20 protein-coding genes are annotated in these 15,137 nt (G+C 56.6%); 4 read left to right on the top strand and 16 right to left on the bottom strand.

Features of this window, described 5'->3' with window-relative positions; all coding sequences use genetic code 11:
• Window positions 1-52: 52 nt before the first annotated feature.
• From ACOTX1_RS07180 to mutY, 4 genes are all read right to left on the bottom strand, one after another.
• Window positions 53-1,309 (bottom strand): nucleoside permease, encoded by a 1,257-nt coding sequence (locus ACOTX1_RS07180; RefSeq protein WP_003862429.1) that lies wholly within the window; start codon window positions 1,307-1,309, stop codon window positions 53-55.
• 291 nt (window positions 1,310-1,600) lie between these two features.
• Window positions 1,601-2,677 carry a membrane-bound lytic murein transglycosylase MltC gene (gene mltC, locus ACOTX1_RS07175; RefSeq protein ID WP_003862427.1) on the bottom strand — a complete coding sequence of 359 codons (1,077 nt, stop codon included), beginning with the start codon at window positions 2,675-2,677 and terminating at the stop codon, window positions 1,601-1,603.
• A gap of 126 nt (window positions 2,678-2,803) precedes the next feature.
• Window positions 2,804-3,076 (bottom strand): oxidative damage protection protein, encoded by a 273-nt coding sequence (locus tag ACOTX1_RS07170; protein ID WP_003862425.1) that lies wholly within the window; start codon window positions 3,074-3,076, stop codon window positions 2,804-2,806.
• Between the two features lie 26 nt (window positions 3,077-3,102).
• Window positions 3,103-4,155, bottom strand: coding sequence for an A/G-specific adenine glycosylase (mutY, locus tag ACOTX1_RS07165; protein ID WP_023314826.1), 1,053 nt, complete (start codon window positions 4,153-4,155; stop codon window positions 3,103-3,105).
• A 144-nt stretch (window positions 4,156-4,299) separates the two neighbouring features.
• Between mutY and trmB the strand changes: the two genes are divergently transcribed.
• Genes trmB through ACOTX1_RS07150 form a run of 3 tightly spaced genes read left to right on the top strand, consistent with a single transcriptional unit; the run spans window position 4,300 to window position 6,119 of the window.
• A complete protein-coding gene (trmB, locus tag ACOTX1_RS07160) occupies window positions 4,300-5,019 on the top strand; it encodes a tRNA (guanosine(46)-N7)-methyltransferase TrmB (RefSeq protein WP_015571843.1) in 720 nt (239 codons plus the stop codon).
• Window positions 5,019-5,345 carry a YggL family protein gene (locus ACOTX1_RS07155; RefSeq protein WP_003862421.1) on the top strand — a complete coding sequence of 109 codons (327 nt, stop codon included), beginning with the start codon at window positions 5,019-5,021 and terminating at the stop codon, window positions 5,343-5,345. Before trmB ends, ACOTX1_RS07155 begins: the two co-directional genes overlap by 1 nt.
• A gap of 57 nt (window positions 5,346-5,402) precedes the next feature.
• A complete protein-coding gene (locus ACOTX1_RS07150) occupies window positions 5,403-6,119 on the top strand; it encodes a DUF2884 domain-containing protein (protein WP_003862419.1) in 717 nt (238 codons plus the stop codon).
• Between the two features lie 112 nt (window positions 6,120-6,231).
• Here ACOTX1_RS07150 and ACOTX1_RS07145 read toward each other — a convergent pair whose 3' ends face one another.
• Genes ACOTX1_RS07145 through ACOTX1_RS07120 form a run of 6 tightly spaced genes read right to left on the bottom strand, consistent with a single transcriptional unit; the run spans window position 6,232 to window position 9,971 of the window.
• Window positions 6,232-6,594, bottom strand: a complete 363-nt coding sequence (locus ACOTX1_RS07145) for an endonuclease domain-containing protein (protein ID WP_022651832.1) — start codon at window positions 6,592-6,594, stop codon at window positions 6,232-6,234.
• Between the two features lie 56 nt (window positions 6,595-6,650).
• A complete protein-coding gene (gene hemW / locus ACOTX1_RS07140; protein ID WP_023314825.1) occupies window positions 6,651-7,799 on the bottom strand; it encodes a radical SAM family heme chaperone HemW in 1,149 nt (382 codons plus the stop codon).
• Window positions 7,792-8,385 (bottom strand): XTP/dITP diphosphatase, encoded by a 594-nt coding sequence (locus ACOTX1_RS07135; RefSeq protein WP_022651831.1) that lies wholly within the window; start codon window positions 8,383-8,385, stop codon window positions 7,792-7,794. The genes hemW and ACOTX1_RS07135 overlap by 8 nt, the downstream gene beginning before the upstream one ends.
• 3 nt (window positions 8,386-8,388) lie before the next feature.
• Window positions 8,389-8,685, bottom strand: coding sequence for a DUF167 family protein YggU (yggU, locus tag ACOTX1_RS07130; protein WP_003860023.1), 297 nt, complete (start codon window positions 8,683-8,685; stop codon window positions 8,389-8,391).
• On the bottom strand, window positions 8,682-9,248 hold the full coding sequence (locus ACOTX1_RS07125) for a YggT family protein (RefSeq protein WP_003860024.1): 567 nt from the start codon (window positions 9,246-9,248) through the stop codon (window positions 8,682-8,684). Before ACOTX1_RS07125 ends, yggU begins: the two co-directional genes overlap by 4 nt.
• Window positions 9,249-9,272: 24 nt before the next feature.
• The gene (locus ACOTX1_RS07120) at window positions 9,273-9,971 is read right to left on the bottom strand and encodes a YggS family pyridoxal phosphate-dependent enzyme (protein WP_023314824.1); all 699 of its coding nucleotides are present in this window, start codon (window positions 9,969-9,971) and stop codon (window positions 9,273-9,275) included.
• A gap of 17 nt (window positions 9,972-9,988) precedes the next feature.
• On the opposite strand from ACOTX1_RS07120, the gene ACOTX1_RS07115 reads away from it, so the two are divergent.
• Window positions 9,989-10,969 (top strand): type IV pilus twitching motility protein PilT, encoded by a 981-nt coding sequence (locus tag ACOTX1_RS07115; RefSeq protein WP_023314823.1) that lies wholly within the window; start codon window positions 9,989-9,991, stop codon window positions 10,967-10,969.
• Window positions 10,970-10,979: 10 nt separating this feature from the next.
• Here the strand turns inward: ACOTX1_RS07115 and ruvX are convergent, their stop codons facing one another.
• From ruvX to ACOTX1_RS07085, 6 genes are all read right to left on the bottom strand, one after another.
• Complete coding sequence (ruvX, locus tag ACOTX1_RS07110) at window positions 10,980-11,396, bottom strand: Holliday junction resolvase RuvX (protein ID WP_003860030.1); 417 nt, start codon at window positions 11,394-11,396, stop codon at window positions 10,980-10,982.
• Complete coding sequence (locus ACOTX1_RS07105; RefSeq protein ID WP_022649353.1) at window positions 11,396-11,956, bottom strand: YqgE/AlgH family protein; 561 nt, start codon at window positions 11,954-11,956, stop codon at window positions 11,396-11,398. The genes ruvX and ACOTX1_RS07105 overlap by 1 nt, the downstream gene beginning before the upstream one ends.
• A gap of 74 nt (window positions 11,957-12,030) precedes the next feature.
• Window positions 12,031-12,978, bottom strand: coding sequence for a glutathione synthase (gene gshB / locus ACOTX1_RS07100; protein ID WP_003860032.1), 948 nt, complete (start codon window positions 12,976-12,978; stop codon window positions 12,031-12,033).
• Window positions 12,979-13,005: 27 nt separating this feature from the next.
• On the bottom strand, window positions 13,006-13,737 hold the full coding sequence (gene rsmE / locus ACOTX1_RS07095) for a 16S rRNA (uracil(1498)-N(3))-methyltransferase (RefSeq protein WP_023314822.1): 732 nt from the start codon (window positions 13,735-13,737) through the stop codon (window positions 13,006-13,008).
• A gap of 51 nt (window positions 13,738-13,788) precedes the next feature.
• Complete coding sequence (endA, locus tag ACOTX1_RS07090) at window positions 13,789-14,496, bottom strand: deoxyribonuclease I (protein WP_003860034.1); 708 nt, start codon at window positions 14,494-14,496, stop codon at window positions 13,789-13,791.
• Between the two features lie 94 nt (window positions 14,497-14,590).
• The gene (locus ACOTX1_RS07085; protein ID WP_023314821.1) at window positions 14,591-15,088 is read right to left on the bottom strand and encodes a SprT family zinc-dependent metalloprotease; all 498 of its coding nucleotides are present in this window, start codon (window positions 15,086-15,088) and stop codon (window positions 14,591-14,593) included.
• Window positions 15,089-15,137: the final 49 nt, after the last annotated feature.

The raw sequence follows: 15,137 nt of genomic DNA, 5'->3' as shown, positions 1-15,137 counted from the left end.
CTACGGTCTGGTTTTGTAAGCCCGGTAAGCGCAGCGCCACCGGGCACAACAATCAATGCGCGATCGGCTGCGCACCATTCGGCACGCGAACATGCTTGTACTTGAACAGCGCGATGAACGCGAAGAACAGCACCAGCGAGTACCCGGCGAAGATCAGCCACACCGGCTGCCAGTCTGTAATACCGTTGGTGGTATACATCTCAACCACTTTACCGCTCACCACGCCGCCCAGAATACAACCGAAGCCGTTGGTCATCATCAGGAACATGCCCTGCGCACTGGCGCGGATTTCAGGCTTCACCTCTTTTTCCACAAACACCGAGCCGGAGATGTTGAAGAAGTCGAAGGCACAGCCGTAAACAATCATCGACAGAACCAGCAGCACGGTGCCGAACGCGCTTGGGTCGCCATAGGCGAACAGACCGAAGCGCAACATCCAGGCGGCGATACTGATCAGCATGACGTTCTTGATACCGTAGCGGCTCAGGAAGAACGGGATGGTCAGGATGAACAGCGTCTCGGAGATCTGCGAGATGGACATCATCACCGACGCGTGTTCGACGATAAAGCTCCCGGCAAACAGCGGATCGTTATCGAAGCTGTGCAGGAAGGTATTACCGAACATGTTGGTGATTTGCAGTTCCGCGCCCAGCAGCATGGAGAAGATAAAGAAGATCGCCATGCGCTTGTTTTTGAACAGTGCGAAGGCGTCCAGGCCAAGCATGGTGCTCCAGCTCTGGTTTTTCTGCTGGTTAGACACCGGAATGGTGGGCAGCGTCAGGGTGAACAGCGCCAGCAGCACGGAGAGCGCGGCACCAATATACAGCTGCATATGGCTCAGCTCGAAGCCCGCGAAGCTCACGCCCCACATCGCCATGATAAAGCCGATGGTGCCCCAGATACGGATAGGCGGGAAGTCGGTGACGATATCCAGTCCGGCAGATTTCAGGCGGTAGTAGGAGATGGTGTTGATCAGGCCAAGCGTTGGCATATACGCCAGCGAGTTAAGCAGGATCACCATAAACATCGCCCCCGGCGTGGTCACTTCGGCCGCCATAAACAGCGTCCCCGCACCCACCAGATGGCAAAGCATGTATAGCCATTTCGCACTTAACCATTTATCCGCCACGATACCGAGCAGCGTTGGCATGAAAACAGCCGCAATGCCCAGCGAGCTGTAAACGGCACCGATCGACGCACCATCGAACTTGAGCGTCACAAACATATAGGAGCCGAGTGTAGTCAGCCAGCTACCCCACAGGCAGAACTGCAGAAACGACAAGATTTTAAGCTGCAGCTTAAGGTTCATGTTACTTTCCTCACAAGTGAGTGGGAGATATGTTGTTATAGGAACATTCAGGGTTGTTATTTGATGCAATTCTATCAGTTGGCAACGTTATGTTTTGTTACCTCCCGCAAAAAAATGCAATCCACATTAATTTGCAGTCTGGATTGTGATGCAAATAGCATTTTCGTATGGGTGGGGTGGATGAGTGCGGCCTGATGCCCCCTCACCCTAACCCTCTCCCCAAAGGGGAGAGGGAACTTGAACACCCTCTCCCCTTTGGGGAGAGGGCAGGGTGAGGGGTGGTGTTGGTTTTTAGCGGCGACGATAGTTCTTCTGCGCCGTATTCACCTTATACAGATAGCGGCGGGATTCCGCAGACGGGTGGCGGGTGGTGAGGGTAGCGTACACATCCCCCGGCGCCATGCTGTTGATGATGTTCGCGGCCTGCACTTTGTCATTCGAGAAGACGCGCAGCACGCTGCCCGCCCCGCCGTTGTAGGCGGTGATCACCGCATAGCGACGTGAGGTTGGGTTATCAATCCCGCCGAGATAGACATTGTTCAGCATCGCCAGATAGGCCGTGCCGGTATCAATGTTGCTCTGCGGGTCAAACAGGTAGCTGCGGCTCGGCGTGCCGGATTTCCCCTGCGCGCGGAACACGTCTTTACCGGCGCTGTGCTGCACAACCTGCATCAGCCCCAGCGCGTCGGAACGGCTTACCGCGTAGGGGTTGAACGAGGACTCGGTCTGCATAATCGCCAGGATAAGCGACTCATCCACGCCATACTTACGCGACGCCTGACGCACCATGCCCAGATACTTATGCGCACGCTTGTCGAGGTGGTTCGGCACCAGGTTGATGGTGACGCTGTAGATCACTTTCAGGCCGTTGGTACGGCTTTTCAGGCGCGTTTGCAGCAGATAGTCGGCAAATTTCGTGGCGCGGCCTTCCCAGCGGATCGGCTGACCGGTCTGGTCAACGACCTGGCCATACAGGAACGGCTCTTTGGAGATGGTGATGTCATCGGCATCAGAGTAGAGGTCGATAGACCCCGGATCGTCGCCCATCAGCAGGGTTTTAATGATGGCCTGACGTAAATGCGCCGCAGGTTCAGTCCCCGCGATGGTTTCGACCGTAATCGTACCGTCATCAAAGTTGATGTGGCTACGGGTCTGATAGGCGTCGGTGTACTTAACGTAGTCCTTCGGTCCGGCAATAAGAACTTCGTTAAATCCCCATATGTTCTCGATGTTGTGGGCAAACTGCCCCATCAAAATGTCAAAACCGTTGGTGTCCTTGACCCAGGCTTCGTTGTATTCATCGCCTTTTTTGGAAGAACAAGACACAAGCAACGGCGCAACAAGGGCTAGCGCTAAAAGTTTTTTCATCATTCCGGGAGTGCGTGTTGTGTTTGCTTTGGGGTTGCTGTTGCCGGGTGGCGCGCTGCGCTTACCCGACCTACAAAACCGTAGGCCCGTGCAAGCGCAGCGCAGCCGGGCAGCAGCTGCGCGTTATTATTTTTCCGGTGGCGTATAGCCTTCGATGTGGACGTCTTTACCCTCGAACAGGAAGTTCACCATCTCCTGCTCCAGCAGTTTGCGGTGTTCCGGGTTCATCATGCTGAGCTTTTTCTCGTTGATCAGCATGGTCTGTTTTTTCTGCCACTGTCCCCAGGCTTCTTTGGAGATCTCGTTGTAAATGCGCTTACCCAGGTCGCCCGGGTAGAGCTGGAAATCCTGGCCTTCAGCGTCGCGCTGTAGGAAAGTACAAAAAATGGTTCTGGCCATACTCATTCCTCTTTGTCTTGCCGATGCTAAACCATTGCACCGACACGTAATTGCTGTAACAGGCGCTCCACGGGAGCCGCCAGCCCGACTGATGGCGGTTGCGCTAAGTTATACCAGAGAGCGGTGCCTTCATCCATGCACGACGTGAATGAGGACACGGGAAGCCACATCGGCACAATGTCCAGATGGAAATGGCTGAAGGTATGACGGAACGCGTTGAGTTGCGTCAGGGTTTCGGCCGCAATGCCGCGCTGTTCAAGCCATGCCCGAAGCGAGGCTTCATCCTCAAACTGTGGGAAGCAGTATAGACCACCCCACAGGCCACTCGGCGGGCGCTGAGCGAGAAACACCTCGTCGCCATGCTGCATCAGCAGCATGTACCCGGTGCGTTCAGGCAGCGTCTGCTTCGGTTTTTTCCCCGGATACTGCGCCCAGGTGTGGTTCGCATAGGCCACGCAGAGGTTGTTTACCGGGCAGAGTTCGCACTTCGGTTTTGAACGGGTACAGACCATCGCGCCCAGATCCATCATCGCCTGGTTAAAACGCTCCACCCCTTTCGCCGGAGTGACCGCTTCACTTATCTCCCACAGGCGTTTCTCAACCTCTTTCTTACCCGGCCAGCCATCTACGGCGTAGCAGCGTGCGAGCACGCGCTTGACGTTGCCGTCGAGAATAGGGAAATGTTTGCCTAAAGAGAGGGAGAGGATTGCGCCTGCGGTCGAACGCCCGACGCCGGGCAAATCCGCCACCTCGTCGAAGGTTTCCGGGAATTTACCGTTGTGGCGCGTCGCGACCTGCTGTGCGGCCTTGTGCAGGTTGCGCGCGCGGGCGTAATAGCCAAGCCCGGTCCACAGGTGCAGCACCTCGTCCAACGGGGCGTTCGCCAGATCGGTGACTGTCGGGAAGCGCGCCATAAAACGCTCGAAGTAAGGAATGACCGTCGCGACCTGCGTTTGTTGCAACATCACCTCGGAGAGCCATACTTTGTACGGCGTTTTTTCAATTTGCCAGGGCAGGGTTTTACGCCCGTATTTGTCGTACCAGTCCAGCACCTGGGCTGAAAATTGAGAGGCTTGCATGGTCATCGATTCGCTTAATCAGGGACGCAGATTGCAGCACAGCGTCAATCTGCTGTAAACCGGATCTTTCCCATGCTTGCATAGAAGCCTTAACTTTGGATAATGCCCGTTTCCCGAACATTCTCACAAGCAGACAACTCTTTTATGAAAAACGACGTCATTTCACCGGAATTTGATGAAAACGGTCGCCCGCTGCGCCGTATTCGCAGCTTTGTCCGCCGTCAAGGGCGCCTGACAAAAGGGCAGCAACACGCGCTGGACAACTACTGGCCGGTGATGGGCGTTGAGTTCAGCGAGCAACCGCTCGACTTCACCGACCTGTTTGGCCGCGACGCGCCAGTGACCCTGGAGATCGGCTTTGGTATGGGCACCTCGCTGGTCACTATGGCGAAAGCGCGCCCGGAGCAGAACTTCCTCGGTATTGAAGTACATTCGCCGGGCGTCGGCGCATGCCTGGCAACGGCCCATGAAGAGGGCGTTGAGAACCTGCGCGTCATGTGTCACGACGCGGTGGAAGTGCTGCACAAAATGATTCCTGACAATTCTTTGAACATGGTTCAGCTCTTTTTCCCTGACCCATGGCACAAAGCGCGTCATAATAAACGCCGTATCGTTCAGGCACCGTTTGCCGAGCTGGTGAAAAGTAAGCTCAAGCTGGGCGGCGTTTTCCACATGGCAACCGACTGGGAACCTTATGCGGAACATATGCTGGAAGTGATGTCGTCCCTGGACGGGTATAAAAATCAGTCTGAAAGCAACGACTACGTACCGCGTCCGGATTCACGTCCGGTGACAAAATTTGAACAGCGTGGCCATCGTCTTGGTCACGGCGTATGGGACTTAATGTTCGAGAGGGTGAAATAATGGCAAAGAATCGTAGCCGTCGTCTGCGTAAAAAGATGCACATCGAAGAATTCCAGGAAGTGGGTTTCTCCGTTGCCTGGCGTTTCCCGGAAGGCACCAGCGTTGAGCAGATCGATCAGGACGTTGATGCGTTCATCAACGAGGTGATCGAGCCAAACAAGCTGGCCTTCGACGGTAGCGGCTATCTGGCGTGGGAAGGTCTGATTTGCACCCAGGAAGTGGGGAAATGCACCGAAGAGCATCAGGCGCTGGTACGCAAATGGCTTGAAGACCACAAACTGGAAGATGTCCGCGTTAGCGAACTTTTCGACGTTTGGTGGGACTAATAAAGCAAGAACGGGGCCAGCATTAGCTGGCCCATTTTGTCTGAGGGAGTGTTTAAGATGCGCAAAACGTTGCTGGCTGTTGCTTTACTGGCAATCGGATCCACCGCCCATGCGGAGTATAAATGTAGCGTCACCCCGCGTGATGACGTGGTGCTGAGTCCGCAAACCGTGCAGGTTAAGGGCGAGAATGGCAATCTGGTGATTACGCCGGATGGCAACGTGACCTTTAACGGCAAACCGCAAAACCTGACGGCCGCCCAGCGCGAGCAGGCGATGGACTACCAGGCCGAGTTGCGTACCGCGCTGCCCTGGATCAACGATGGCGCGCTGACCCGCGTTGAAAAGAGCCGCGTGGCGCTGGATAAAATCATCACCAAAGAGGTGGGGGAGAGCAGCAATATGCGCACCCGCCTGACGAAGCTGGATAAACAGCTGAAAGAGCAGATGAACCGTATTATCGAGACGCGCTCTGATGGCCTGACGTTCCACTATAAGGCGATCGATCAGGTGCGTGCCGACGGTCAGCAGCTGGTGAACCAGGCGATGGGCGGCATTCTCCAGGACAGCATCAACGAGATGGGCGCCAAAGCGGTGCTGAAGGGTGGCGGTAATCCTTTGCAGGGTGTACTGGGTAGTCTGGGCGGACTGCAAACCTCGATTCAGAACGAGTGGAAGAATCAGGAAGCCGATTTCCAGCAGTTCGGCAAAGACGTGTGTAAGCGCGTGGTGTCGCTGGAAGACAGCCGGAAGGCGCTGGTGGGGACGCTGAAGTAATTCACTTAGCCCCTCACCCTAACCCTCTCCCCAAAGGGGCGAGGGAATAGTTTGCGCCCTCACATTAACCCTTTTCCTAAAGGGGCGAGGGGATGTTTGCCCCCTCTCCCTTTCAGGGAGAGGGCCGGGGTGAGGGTTGCAGCGCTTGCAGCGTTTCAAGGATCCTTTCTAACACCGCCTCTTCGTTATTCCAGAGTTCGTTGTTCCAGAATCGAATGACGTGCCAGTCCTTATGGTTTAACCACAATGTCCTTTGTCGATCGTATTCCTGATTTTCATCATGTTGTCCGCCATCCAGCTCAACGGCCAGCCGAGCCGCGCAACAGGCGAAATCCAGAATGTAGTTACCTACCGGGTGCTGTCGGCGAAATTTATAATTTTCGAAACGGCGGCTGCGCAGTAAATACCAAAGCCGTCTTTCTTCCTGTGTCAGCTCGCGTCTGAGCTGCTTTGCGTATGAACGTATTGTTTCCATCCCCACACTCTGCCAGCCTTTCCCTCAGCCAGCAGAACGGGATGTAAAATCCTGAATCAGCCTTCAGGATTTTCAGCGAGGAACAACTCAAGAAGGGAGTTCAGGAACAGCTTGCCGTACTCGGTGATCTGCCAGGACTCATCACACTCGGTCAGATACACCTGCGCCAGCGCCTCGTCAATCTGCGGGCGAATCACTGACTCCGGCAGCCCGGTATAACGCGTAAATTCCGCGCGCGGAGCGGCTTCCAGCAGACGGAAGCGGTTCATAAAGAACTCAAACGGCTTATCCACCGCCTCGACGTCGTGCTGACGCTCCAGGTAGCGGCCTTCCATATACCCGCGCGGATGACGCGTTTTGGCGGTACGCAGAATGCGTCCGTCCGGGAAGGTCACCTTGCCGTGCGCACCGCAGCCAATTCCGAGATAGTCGCCAAAACGCCAGTAGTTCAGATTGTGCTGACACTGATAGCCCGGCTTCGCATACGCCGACGTTTCGTATTGCTGATATCCCGCCGCGGTCAAAAGCTGGTGGCCCTGCTCGAAGATATCCCACAGCGCGTCGTCGTCCGGCAGCACCGGCGGGCGCGAACCAAACAGGGTGTTCGGTTCAATGGTCAACTGATACCACGACAGATGCGGCGGGTTCAGTTCAATCGCCTGACGCAAATCGTCAAGCGCTTCTTCGAGCGACTGATCCGGCAGGCCGTGCATCAGGTCGAGGTTAAAGCTGCGCAGCCCAAGCCCCGTTGCCAGGTTTGCCGCGCGCTTTGCCTCTTCCGGGCCGTGAATGCGCCCCAGACGCTTCAGCTTTGGCTCGCTAAAGCTCTGCACGCCGATAGAGATACGGTTCACGCCCGCACGCTGGTACTCGACAAAACGGTCGGCCTCAACGGTGCCGGGGTTGGCTTCCATCGTAATTTCAGCATCCGCTGCCAGGTTCAGGCGTGCGCGCACACCGTCCAGCAGCGTCTGCATCGCCGGGCCTGAAAGCAGGCTCGGCGTACCGCCACCAATAAAAATGGTCTTCACTTCACGTCCCTGTGCGTACGGTACATCGGCATCCAGATCGGCCAGCAGATGCGCGACGTAATCATCGTGCGGCACTTCACCCTTCAGCGCGTGCGAGTTGAAATCACAGTACGGACATTTCTGCACGCACCATGGGATGTGAATATAAAGACTCAGAGGCGGCAAATTAGCCATTACGCAGTGCTTCCAGTAACAGTTTCAGGGCGCGTCCACGGTGGGAGATCGCGCTTTTCTCTTCGCGGGTGAGTTCCGCAGCGGTTTTGCCCTCGGTCGGGACAAAGAAAATCGGGTCGTAACCAAAGCCGCCGTTGCCCGCCGCTTCACGGGTGATCACGCCCGGCCAGCTGCCGTGACAGACAATCGGCGTGGGATCTTCCGCGTGACGCATGTAGACCAGCACGCAGTGGAACTGCGCGGTACGCTGTTCGTCAGGAACGTCTTTCAGGGCCACAAGCAGCTTTTCCAGGTTCTGCTGGTCGGTGGCGTCCGGCCCGGAATAGCGGGCGGAGTAAATCCCCGGCGCACCGCCCAGAAAATCCACGGCCAGACCGGAATCATCGGCAATCGCGGGCAGTCCGGTTACCTGCGCCGCATGGCGCGCTTTCAGAATGGCGTTTTCGATAAACGTCAGGCCGGTCTCTTCGGCGGAGTCCACGCCCAGCTCGGTCTGAGCCACCACGTCCAGCCCAAAATCATTTAATAGCGAGGCCAGCTCGCGCACTTTACCGGCGTTACCGGTGGCGAGAACAACTTTCTGCATGGTTTAGTCCTGTTCTGTCAGAGCCGCGACTTCCGTCGGGATAGATTGCGGGTTAAGGATTTTTACCTGTTTATGCCGGCCAAGTTCACCTTTCTCAATGATGACCTGGCTTTTAGCGACGCGAAACTGTTTAGCCAGATATTTGGTCAGATGCGCATTCGCCTGGCCGTCAACCGGCGGGGCCGTGATGGCGACTTTTAGCTCGTCGCCATGCAGCCCAACAATACTGTCGCGGCTGGCTTTCGGCTGAATGTACAGCCGTAAAACCAGCCCGTCGGCGCAGGGGCTAACTGCACTCATAACGCCATCCACAGCCCCGGCAGCAGCATATTACCCGTCGCCTGTAACAGTTCCGCGATACCCATATTCAGCACGTACAGCAGCAGAACGAGAAGCATCGGTGAGAAGTCGATTCCGCCCATCGCAGGCAGCAGGCTACGAATTGGACGCAGCAACGGTTCTGTCAGCTGAATCAACGCGTACTCCACCGGGCTACGGCCCCGGCTTACCCAGCTCATGATCGCCATCACCAGCAGGACCCAGAAGATCAGCGAGCCGACGGTTTTAACCAGGATCAGAACGGCTGAAATCCAGATAATCGGCTGGAAAGTGATGACCATAAACAGCACGATCGCTTTGATAACGCTCAGAATAAACGCCATCAGCAGAGATGAACTGTCAATCGGCCCCATTGCCGGAATGATGCGGCGAAGCGGCCCCACAATGGGCTGCGTGATTTTCACGATAAATTGTGAGAATGGATTGTAAAAATCACAACGGGCCCACTGCATCCAGACGCGCAACAGCAGCGCCATCGTATACAGTTCAATGACCGTTGAAAGCAGGAAAGTCAACGTCTTCATGGCGTTCCTCAGGTTTCCTTATTATTAGGGGTAATCGCGCGCACCGAAAATTGCTGTGCCGATGCGCACCATGGTGCTGCCTGCCGCGATGGCGGCTTCCATATCATCCGACATGCCCAGAGAAAGCGTGTCTACCGTGTCATAGCGCGCTTTAAGCGCCTCAAATGCTACAGCCATTTGCTGTGCTACGGCAAACTGCCTTTCATAACTTGACTCTGGCGCCGGGATAGCCATCAGCCCGCGCAGGGTTAAGCGCGGCAGCGCCGCCACGTCCGCCGCCAGCGCATCCAGTTCGCTCAGCGTAATGCCGGACTTGCTGTTTTCATCGCTGATGTTGATTTGAATTAGCACGTTAAGCGCTGGCATCTCAATAGGGCGCTGGTCGCTCAAACGGGTAGCGATACGCAGACGATCGATGGTGTGACACCAGTCGAAGTGCTCTGCTACCAGACGGCTTTTGTTCGACTGTAGCGGACCGATAAAGTGCCATTGCAGGTCTGCATTTCCCCGTTCCCGGAAAGCGAGAATCTTATCTACGCCTTCCTGCACATAGTTTTCACCAAAGGCACGATGACCGGCGGCTATCGCTTCTGCGATGGCGCTCGCAGGCTTGGTTTTGCTGACTGCAAGCAACGTAATTTCTTCTGAAGCACGGCCGCAACGCGTTGCCGCGGCTGAGATTTTGTCCCGGACCTGTGCCAGGTTATGCGCAATGTCGTTCATTTTCCGAGGAGTTGTCTATGGATGTGGAAGAAATTGTGGCCCTTAGTGTAAAGCATAACGTCTCCGATCTACACCTGTGCAGTGATTCACCACCGCGCTGGCGCAGGTCAGGCCGTCTTGAACCTGCGCCGTTTCCGCCCCCGGATGTGGAGGCATTATTAAAAGCGTGGCTCAATGACGAACAGCAGGGCGCCTGGTGGGCAAACGGGCAGGTGGATTTTGCCGTTACCCTCACAGGCGGTCAGCGGCTGCGCGGCAGTGCGTTTAAGCATATGCACGGCGTTTCGATCGCGCTGCGCCTGTTGCCGCTGACGTGCCCGCAGCTCTCTGCGTTAGGCGTGCCGCGCGCGATCCCGGAGCTTTTGTCCAATGACAATGGCCTGATTCTGGTCACCGGCGCCACCGGCAGCGGGAAATCGACCACTCTGGCCGCGATGGTCGATTTCCTCAATCACCAGACGGACGGGCATATTCTGACCCTGGAAGATCCGGTGGAGTTTATGTACCAGAGTGAACGTTGCCTGATCCAGCAGCGGGAGATAGGCCTGCACAGCCCGTCCTTTGCCGAGGCCCTGCGCAGCGCTCTGCGTGAAGATCCGGATGTGATTCTGCTTGGTGAGCTGCGCGACAGCGAGACGATACGCCTGGCGCTGACGGCGGCGGAAACCGGCCATCTGGTGTTGGCCACGCTGCACACGCGCGGTGCGGCGCAGGCGATCGAGCGCCTGGTCGACACCTTTCCGGCGCAGGAGAAAGATCCGGTGCGTAATCAACTGGCGGGAAGCCTGCGTGCGGTTCTGGCGCAGAAGCTGCGTCAGGATGTCCAGGGCGGGCGCGTGGCGCTGTATGAGCTACTGGTGAATACGTCGGCGGCGGCAAACCTGATCCGCGAAGGCAAAACCTGGCAACTGCCGGGCATTATTCAAACGGGGCAGCAGGCGGGGATGCAGAACTTTGAGCAGAGTCTGGCGGAGCGACGGGCGCAGGGGCGGGTGTAGGCCCCGGCGCTCAGTAACCCTGGTCGAAATAGCTTTCGAGGATAATGACGGCTGAAGCTGAATCCACGCTGCCTTTGTTCAACGCCCGGAAGCCACCGTGCTCGAACAGGCCAGCGCGTGCCTCGACGGTGCTCAAACGTTCATCGTGCAGCTTAACGGAGACACCAAAGCGGCCATGGATTTTGTTCGCGAACTTGCGCGCGCGGGCGGTAAGCGGCTGCTCGGTGCCGTCCATGTTCAGCGGCAGACCGACAATCACGTCGTCCGGCTGCCACTCTTTGAGCAAGCGCTCAATAAGGTTCCAGTCCGGCGTGCCGTCGTTAGCTTTCAGCGCAGTGAGCGGGCGAGCGGTGCCGGTGATCCGTTGACCCACAGCGACGCCGATGCTTTTGGTGCCGAAGTCGAAGGCGAGAAGGGTGCCGCTCATTACGCGTGCCCCGCAACGCCAGGCATGGTCAGAATATCAATGCCAATCAGTTTTGCCGCGTCACGCCAGCGATCGGCGATAGGGGTTTTAAACAGGATATTCATATCCGCAGGGGCCGTCAGCCAGGCGTTGTCCAGAATTTCTTGTTCCAGCTGCCCTTTTTCCCAGGAAGCGTAGCCGAGCGCAACCAGCACCTCAGAAGGCTGATTTGCCGTGCCCAGTGTTTCGAGCACATCGCGAGAGGTGGTGACGACGGTGTTATCGGAGATACGAATGCTGGACGAGAAAACCGGCGGGGTATGCAGGATAAAACCACGATCTTCTGCAAGCGGGCCGCCGAGCATCACCGGTTTATCGAGACGGATTTCCGGCAGCCGCGCTTCAGCAGGGATTTTCAGCTTGTCCAGAATCCCTTCAACCTGAAGGTTTTCCAGCGGCTTATTGATGATAATCCCCATCGCGCCGTCTTCGTTGTATTCACAAATATAGACCACGGCGCGGCGGAAAATCGGATCCTGGAGAGCAGGCATGGCAATAAGAAAGTGATGCTGTAAATTCATTGTCAGAGGTACTGTTTCCTGGTTTAAAAAGCGACAGCGCCCAGTATGGGGATAAACACAGGCGCTGTCACAGGTTATTTCTGTAAACGTTTTTCGATAGCGTCCATCAGCATTCCGGTGATCGAGATCGGGAATTCCGCTTCGATTTCACGAATGCAGGTTGGGCTGGTGACGTTCACTTCGGTCAGACGATCGCCGATGATATCGAGGCCAACGAAGATCAGGCCTTTGGCTTTAAGCGTAGGGCCGACGCGGCGGGCAATTTCCCAGTCGCTTTCGCTTAACGGACGCGGTTCGCCACGGCCGCCAGCCGCCAGGTTGCCACGGGTTTCCCCTCCCTGCGGGATACGCGCCAGGCAGTAAGGCACCGGCTCGCCGTCTACGACCAGCACACGCTTGTCGCCGTCTTTAATGGCTGGCAGATAGTTCTGTGCCATACAGTAGCGGGTTCCCAGCTCGGTCAGCGTTTCGGCAATCACGCCAATGTTCGGATCGCCCTCTTTCACCCGGAAGATCGACGCGCCGCCCATGCCGTCCAGCGGTTTCATGATGATGTCGCCGTGCTTCTGCCAGAATTCTTTCAGCTGCGTTTTGCTGCGGGTGACGAGCGTTTCCGGCGTCAGGTCAGAGAACCATGCGGTATAGAGCTTCTCGTTGCAGTCGCGCAGGCTCTGCGGCTTGTTGACGATCAGCGTGCCTTTCTCTTCGGCACGCTCAAGGATATAGGTGGAATAAATGTATTCGGTGTCGAACGGCGGATCTTTACGCATCAGGATGACGTTGAGGTCGGCCAGGGCAATATCCTGCTCGGTACCGAATTCGTACCATTTTTCGTAGTTCTGCTCGACGTTAACGATGCGGGTGCGTGCGCGGGCTTCACCGTTGATCAGGTAAAGATCGTTCATCTCCATGTAGTGGAGTTCATAGCCGCGACGCTGCGCTTCCAGCAGCATAGCGAAGCTGGAGTCTTTCTTGATGTTAATGTTTGCGATGGGGTCCATCACGATGCCGAGCTTAATCATCTTCTTCTCCGGTTATGGGTCTTTGCTTCAACCCAGATCGCCAAATCGCACCTGTAGCGCGGTAATGGCGGTGAGTGCCGTTGTCTCAGTGCGCAGAACGCGAGGTCCCAACAGAATATCAGTAAACTGGTAACGCGCCGTCATGGCAATTTCGTCAGCCGACAGGCCGCCTTCCGGGCCAATCAGCAGGCGTACACGCTCAACGGGCAGCGGCAGCGTATTGATGCTGGCGCTGGCGCGCGGATGAAGATTGAGCTTAAGCCCGCTTTCATCTTCTGCACACCAGTCCTCCAGATCCATCGCCGGGCGGATCTCCGGGATACGGTTGCGGCCGCTCTGTTCGCAGGCCGCAATGGCAATTTTTTGCCACTGCTGGATCTTTTTGTTCAGACGTTCCGCATCCAGTTTAACGCCGCAGCGCTCAGAAAAAAGTGGCGTAATGAGGCTTACACCCAGTTCAATGGATTTCTGAATGGTGAACTCCATCTTTTCCCCACGCGACATCACCTGGCCCAGGTGAATGTGCAGCGGGGATTCCCGGTCATCCACGTCGCCACGCAGCACCTTCACGTGCACGCTTTTTTTATCGGCGCGCGTAATTTCAGCGTCGAAAATCTGATTAGAGCCGTCAAAGAGCTGAATCGCCTGGCCTGCACCCATGCGCAGCACGCGACCAACATGGTTTGCGGCATCATCAGACAGGGCGATTTCGCCGCCTGGGGTAATCAGTTCAGGGTGATAGATGCGAGGGATGCGCATAGTCAGAAATTCCATGTGTCATGCGATATAAGCGAATTGCCGTAGTGTAGGTTAGCTCTTTTGCGCCTGGCAAGCCCGCTGGACGTAAGGGTTGTGATTCCCCTGGACTTTGGCGATACGTTCGTCGCGCTGGCATTCCCAGTCCGTCACCGGGTAGAGCTTGTCCCAGGCATTGAAGAGTTGCGTCTGCTGGCGGGAAAGATTGAGATCGTAGCGGTCGCGCATATAGAAATAAGTGCGGGCGATGCTACCGCGCGCGCGGGCAGGCGGTTCGGCGACTTTCTCTTTGAAATCGACCTTCATGGCGCACTGACCGTACTGGCCTTCGCCACCGTTCCACTGGCTGTACATGAAGTTTCCGCGGTCGCCATTGACCTCACCCACGGCGGGTTGCAGGTTGTGCATATCGCTTTCCATCTGGCGGTAGACCGGATCTTTTGCGCAATTTTTACGTCCACCGTCCTGCCAGCACTGGCGCTGGTGGCCAAACTGCCAGGCCGGAACGACATGTTCCCATTCGATTCGGCTGGCGCGGTTCTCGTTCTTGCGCACCTTATAGCCGCAGGATCCCAGATCCACGACCCCTTTCTTACCCTGCCAGTTAATTTTACAGCCGCAGTAGAAATCACCCGGTACGTCGGCGTTAATCTTTACGCCTGCGGTTTTTGCCTGAGAGAAACTGTGAATACCGTCGGCCAGAGCATGGCCGGAGAGCGCTGTCGCCAGAAAAGCGACCGCGAGAGAAACATTACGGGACATCTTACACTCCGTGTCAAAACGAGCCCGCAACGTAACGAATGTTGTTCCCGTATGCAATCAGTCAGATCAGGAAAGTTCCTGAAAGTTCGCGTGATTATTCCGCAACCAGCGGTTCGCCGCATTTAACGCAGCGGTAGGTCGCCTCGCCCCGCACTACGCGGTTATGGCGGCGGACGGTAAGCTGGTGCTGCTGGCACTGGCAGCGGTAGGGGAAGGTATTGCGGCGTACCGATTCCAGCTCGAACTGATGGGTGCGACGGGCCGGAACGCCGAGCACCGCCTCCATCATCCACTTCCACTCTTTGCCGTGCGGCGCGACGCGGCCAAAGTGCTTCCACACCAGCAGATGCGCCAGCTCGTGCGGCACCACTTCTTCGATAAACGCCTGCTGATTTTCCATCATCAACACCGGGTTGAGGCGGATCTCATACGATTCCAGCCAGGCGGTACCTGCCGCGGTGCCACGCTGCTGATAGACCAGCTTCGGTTCAGGATAATTGCGGCCGAGCTTCAGGTTGGCATGGGCGAGTTTTTCCCGCAGGCTGCGCATAACGGCTTGCTGAATGGCGATGGGGAGACGGGGTGCTTTCATAGGGGCAGAGCATAAAGCGGGAAGCGGGGAGGCGCAAGAGGCGCCTCCC

Source organism: Enterobacter cloacae complex sp. IR5401 (assembly GCF_049238425.1).
GTDB classification, from domain to species: Bacteria; Pseudomonadota; Gammaproteobacteria; order Enterobacterales; family Enterobacteriaceae; genus Enterobacter; species Enterobacter hormaechei_C.
Note: the sequence above shows the minus strand (reverse complement) of the source record. Positions and strands in the feature narration are given on the sequence as shown.

Coding starts and splice junctions, on each gene's coding strand:
- ACOTX1_RS07180 (WP_003862429.1), bottom strand. CDS start 1,309: ATGAACCTTAAGCTGCAGCTTAAAATCTTGTCGTTTCTGCAGTTCTGC.
- mltC (WP_003862427.1), bottom strand. CDS start 2,677: ATGAAAAAACTTTTAGCGCTAGCCCTTGTTGCGCCGTTGCTTGTGTCT.
- ACOTX1_RS07170 (WP_003862425.1), bottom strand. CDS start 3,076: ATGGCCAGAACCATTTTTTGTACTTTCCTACAGCGCGACGCTGAAGGC.
- mutY (WP_023314826.1), bottom strand. CDS start 4,155: ATGCAAGCCTCTCAATTTTCAGCCCAGGTGCTGGACTGGTACGACAAA.
- trmB (WP_015571843.1), top strand. CDS start 4,300: ATGAAAAACGACGTCATTTCACCGGAATTTGATGAAAACGGTCGCCCG.
- ACOTX1_RS07155 (WP_003862421.1), top strand. CDS start 5,019: ATGGCAAAGAATCGTAGCCGTCGTCTGCGTAAAAAGATGCACATCGAA.
- ACOTX1_RS07150 (WP_003862419.1), top strand. CDS start 5,403: ATGCGCAAAACGTTGCTGGCTGTTGCTTTACTGGCAATCGGATCCACC.
- ACOTX1_RS07145 (WP_022651832.1), bottom strand. CDS start 6,594: ATGGAAACAATACGTTCATACGCAAAGCAGCTCAGACGCGAGCTGACA.
- hemW (WP_023314825.1), bottom strand. CDS start 7,799: ATGGCTAATTTGCCGCCTCTGAGTCTTTATATTCACATCCCATGGTGC.
- ACOTX1_RS07135 (WP_022651831.1), bottom strand. CDS start 8,385: ATGCAGAAAGTTGTTCTCGCCACCGGTAACGCCGGTAAAGTGCGCGAG.
- yggU (WP_003860023.1), bottom strand. CDS start 8,685: ATGAGTGCAGTTAGCCCCTGCGCCGACGGGCTGGTTTTACGGCTGTAC.
- ACOTX1_RS07125 (WP_003860024.1), bottom strand. CDS start 9,248: ATGAAGACGTTGACTTTCCTGCTTTCAACGGTCATTGAACTGTATACG.
- ACOTX1_RS07120 (WP_023314824.1), bottom strand. CDS start 9,971: ATGAACGACATTGCGCATAACCTGGCACAGGTCCGGGACAAAATCTCA.
- ACOTX1_RS07115 (WP_023314823.1), top strand. CDS start 9,989: ATGGATGTGGAAGAAATTGTGGCCCTTAGTGTAAAGCATAACGTCTCC.
- ruvX (WP_003860030.1), bottom strand. CDS start 11,396: ATGAGCGGCACCCTTCTCGCCTTCGACTTCGGCACCAAAAGCATCGGC.
- ACOTX1_RS07105 (WP_022649353.1), bottom strand. CDS start 11,956: ATGAATTTACAGCATCACTTTCTTATTGCCATGCCTGCTCTCCAGGAT.
- gshB (WP_003860032.1), bottom strand. CDS start 12,978: ATGATTAAGCTCGGCATCGTGATGGACCCCATCGCAAACATTAACATC.
- rsmE (WP_023314822.1), bottom strand. CDS start 13,737: ATGCGCATCCCTCGCATCTATCACCCTGAACTGATTACCCCAGGCGGC.
- endA (WP_003860034.1), bottom strand. CDS start 14,496: ATGTCCCGTAATGTTTCTCTCGCGGTCGCTTTTCTGGCGACAGCGCTC.
- ACOTX1_RS07085 (WP_023314821.1), bottom strand. CDS start 15,088: ATGAAAGCACCCCGTCTCCCCATCGCCATTCAGCAAGCCGTTATGCGC.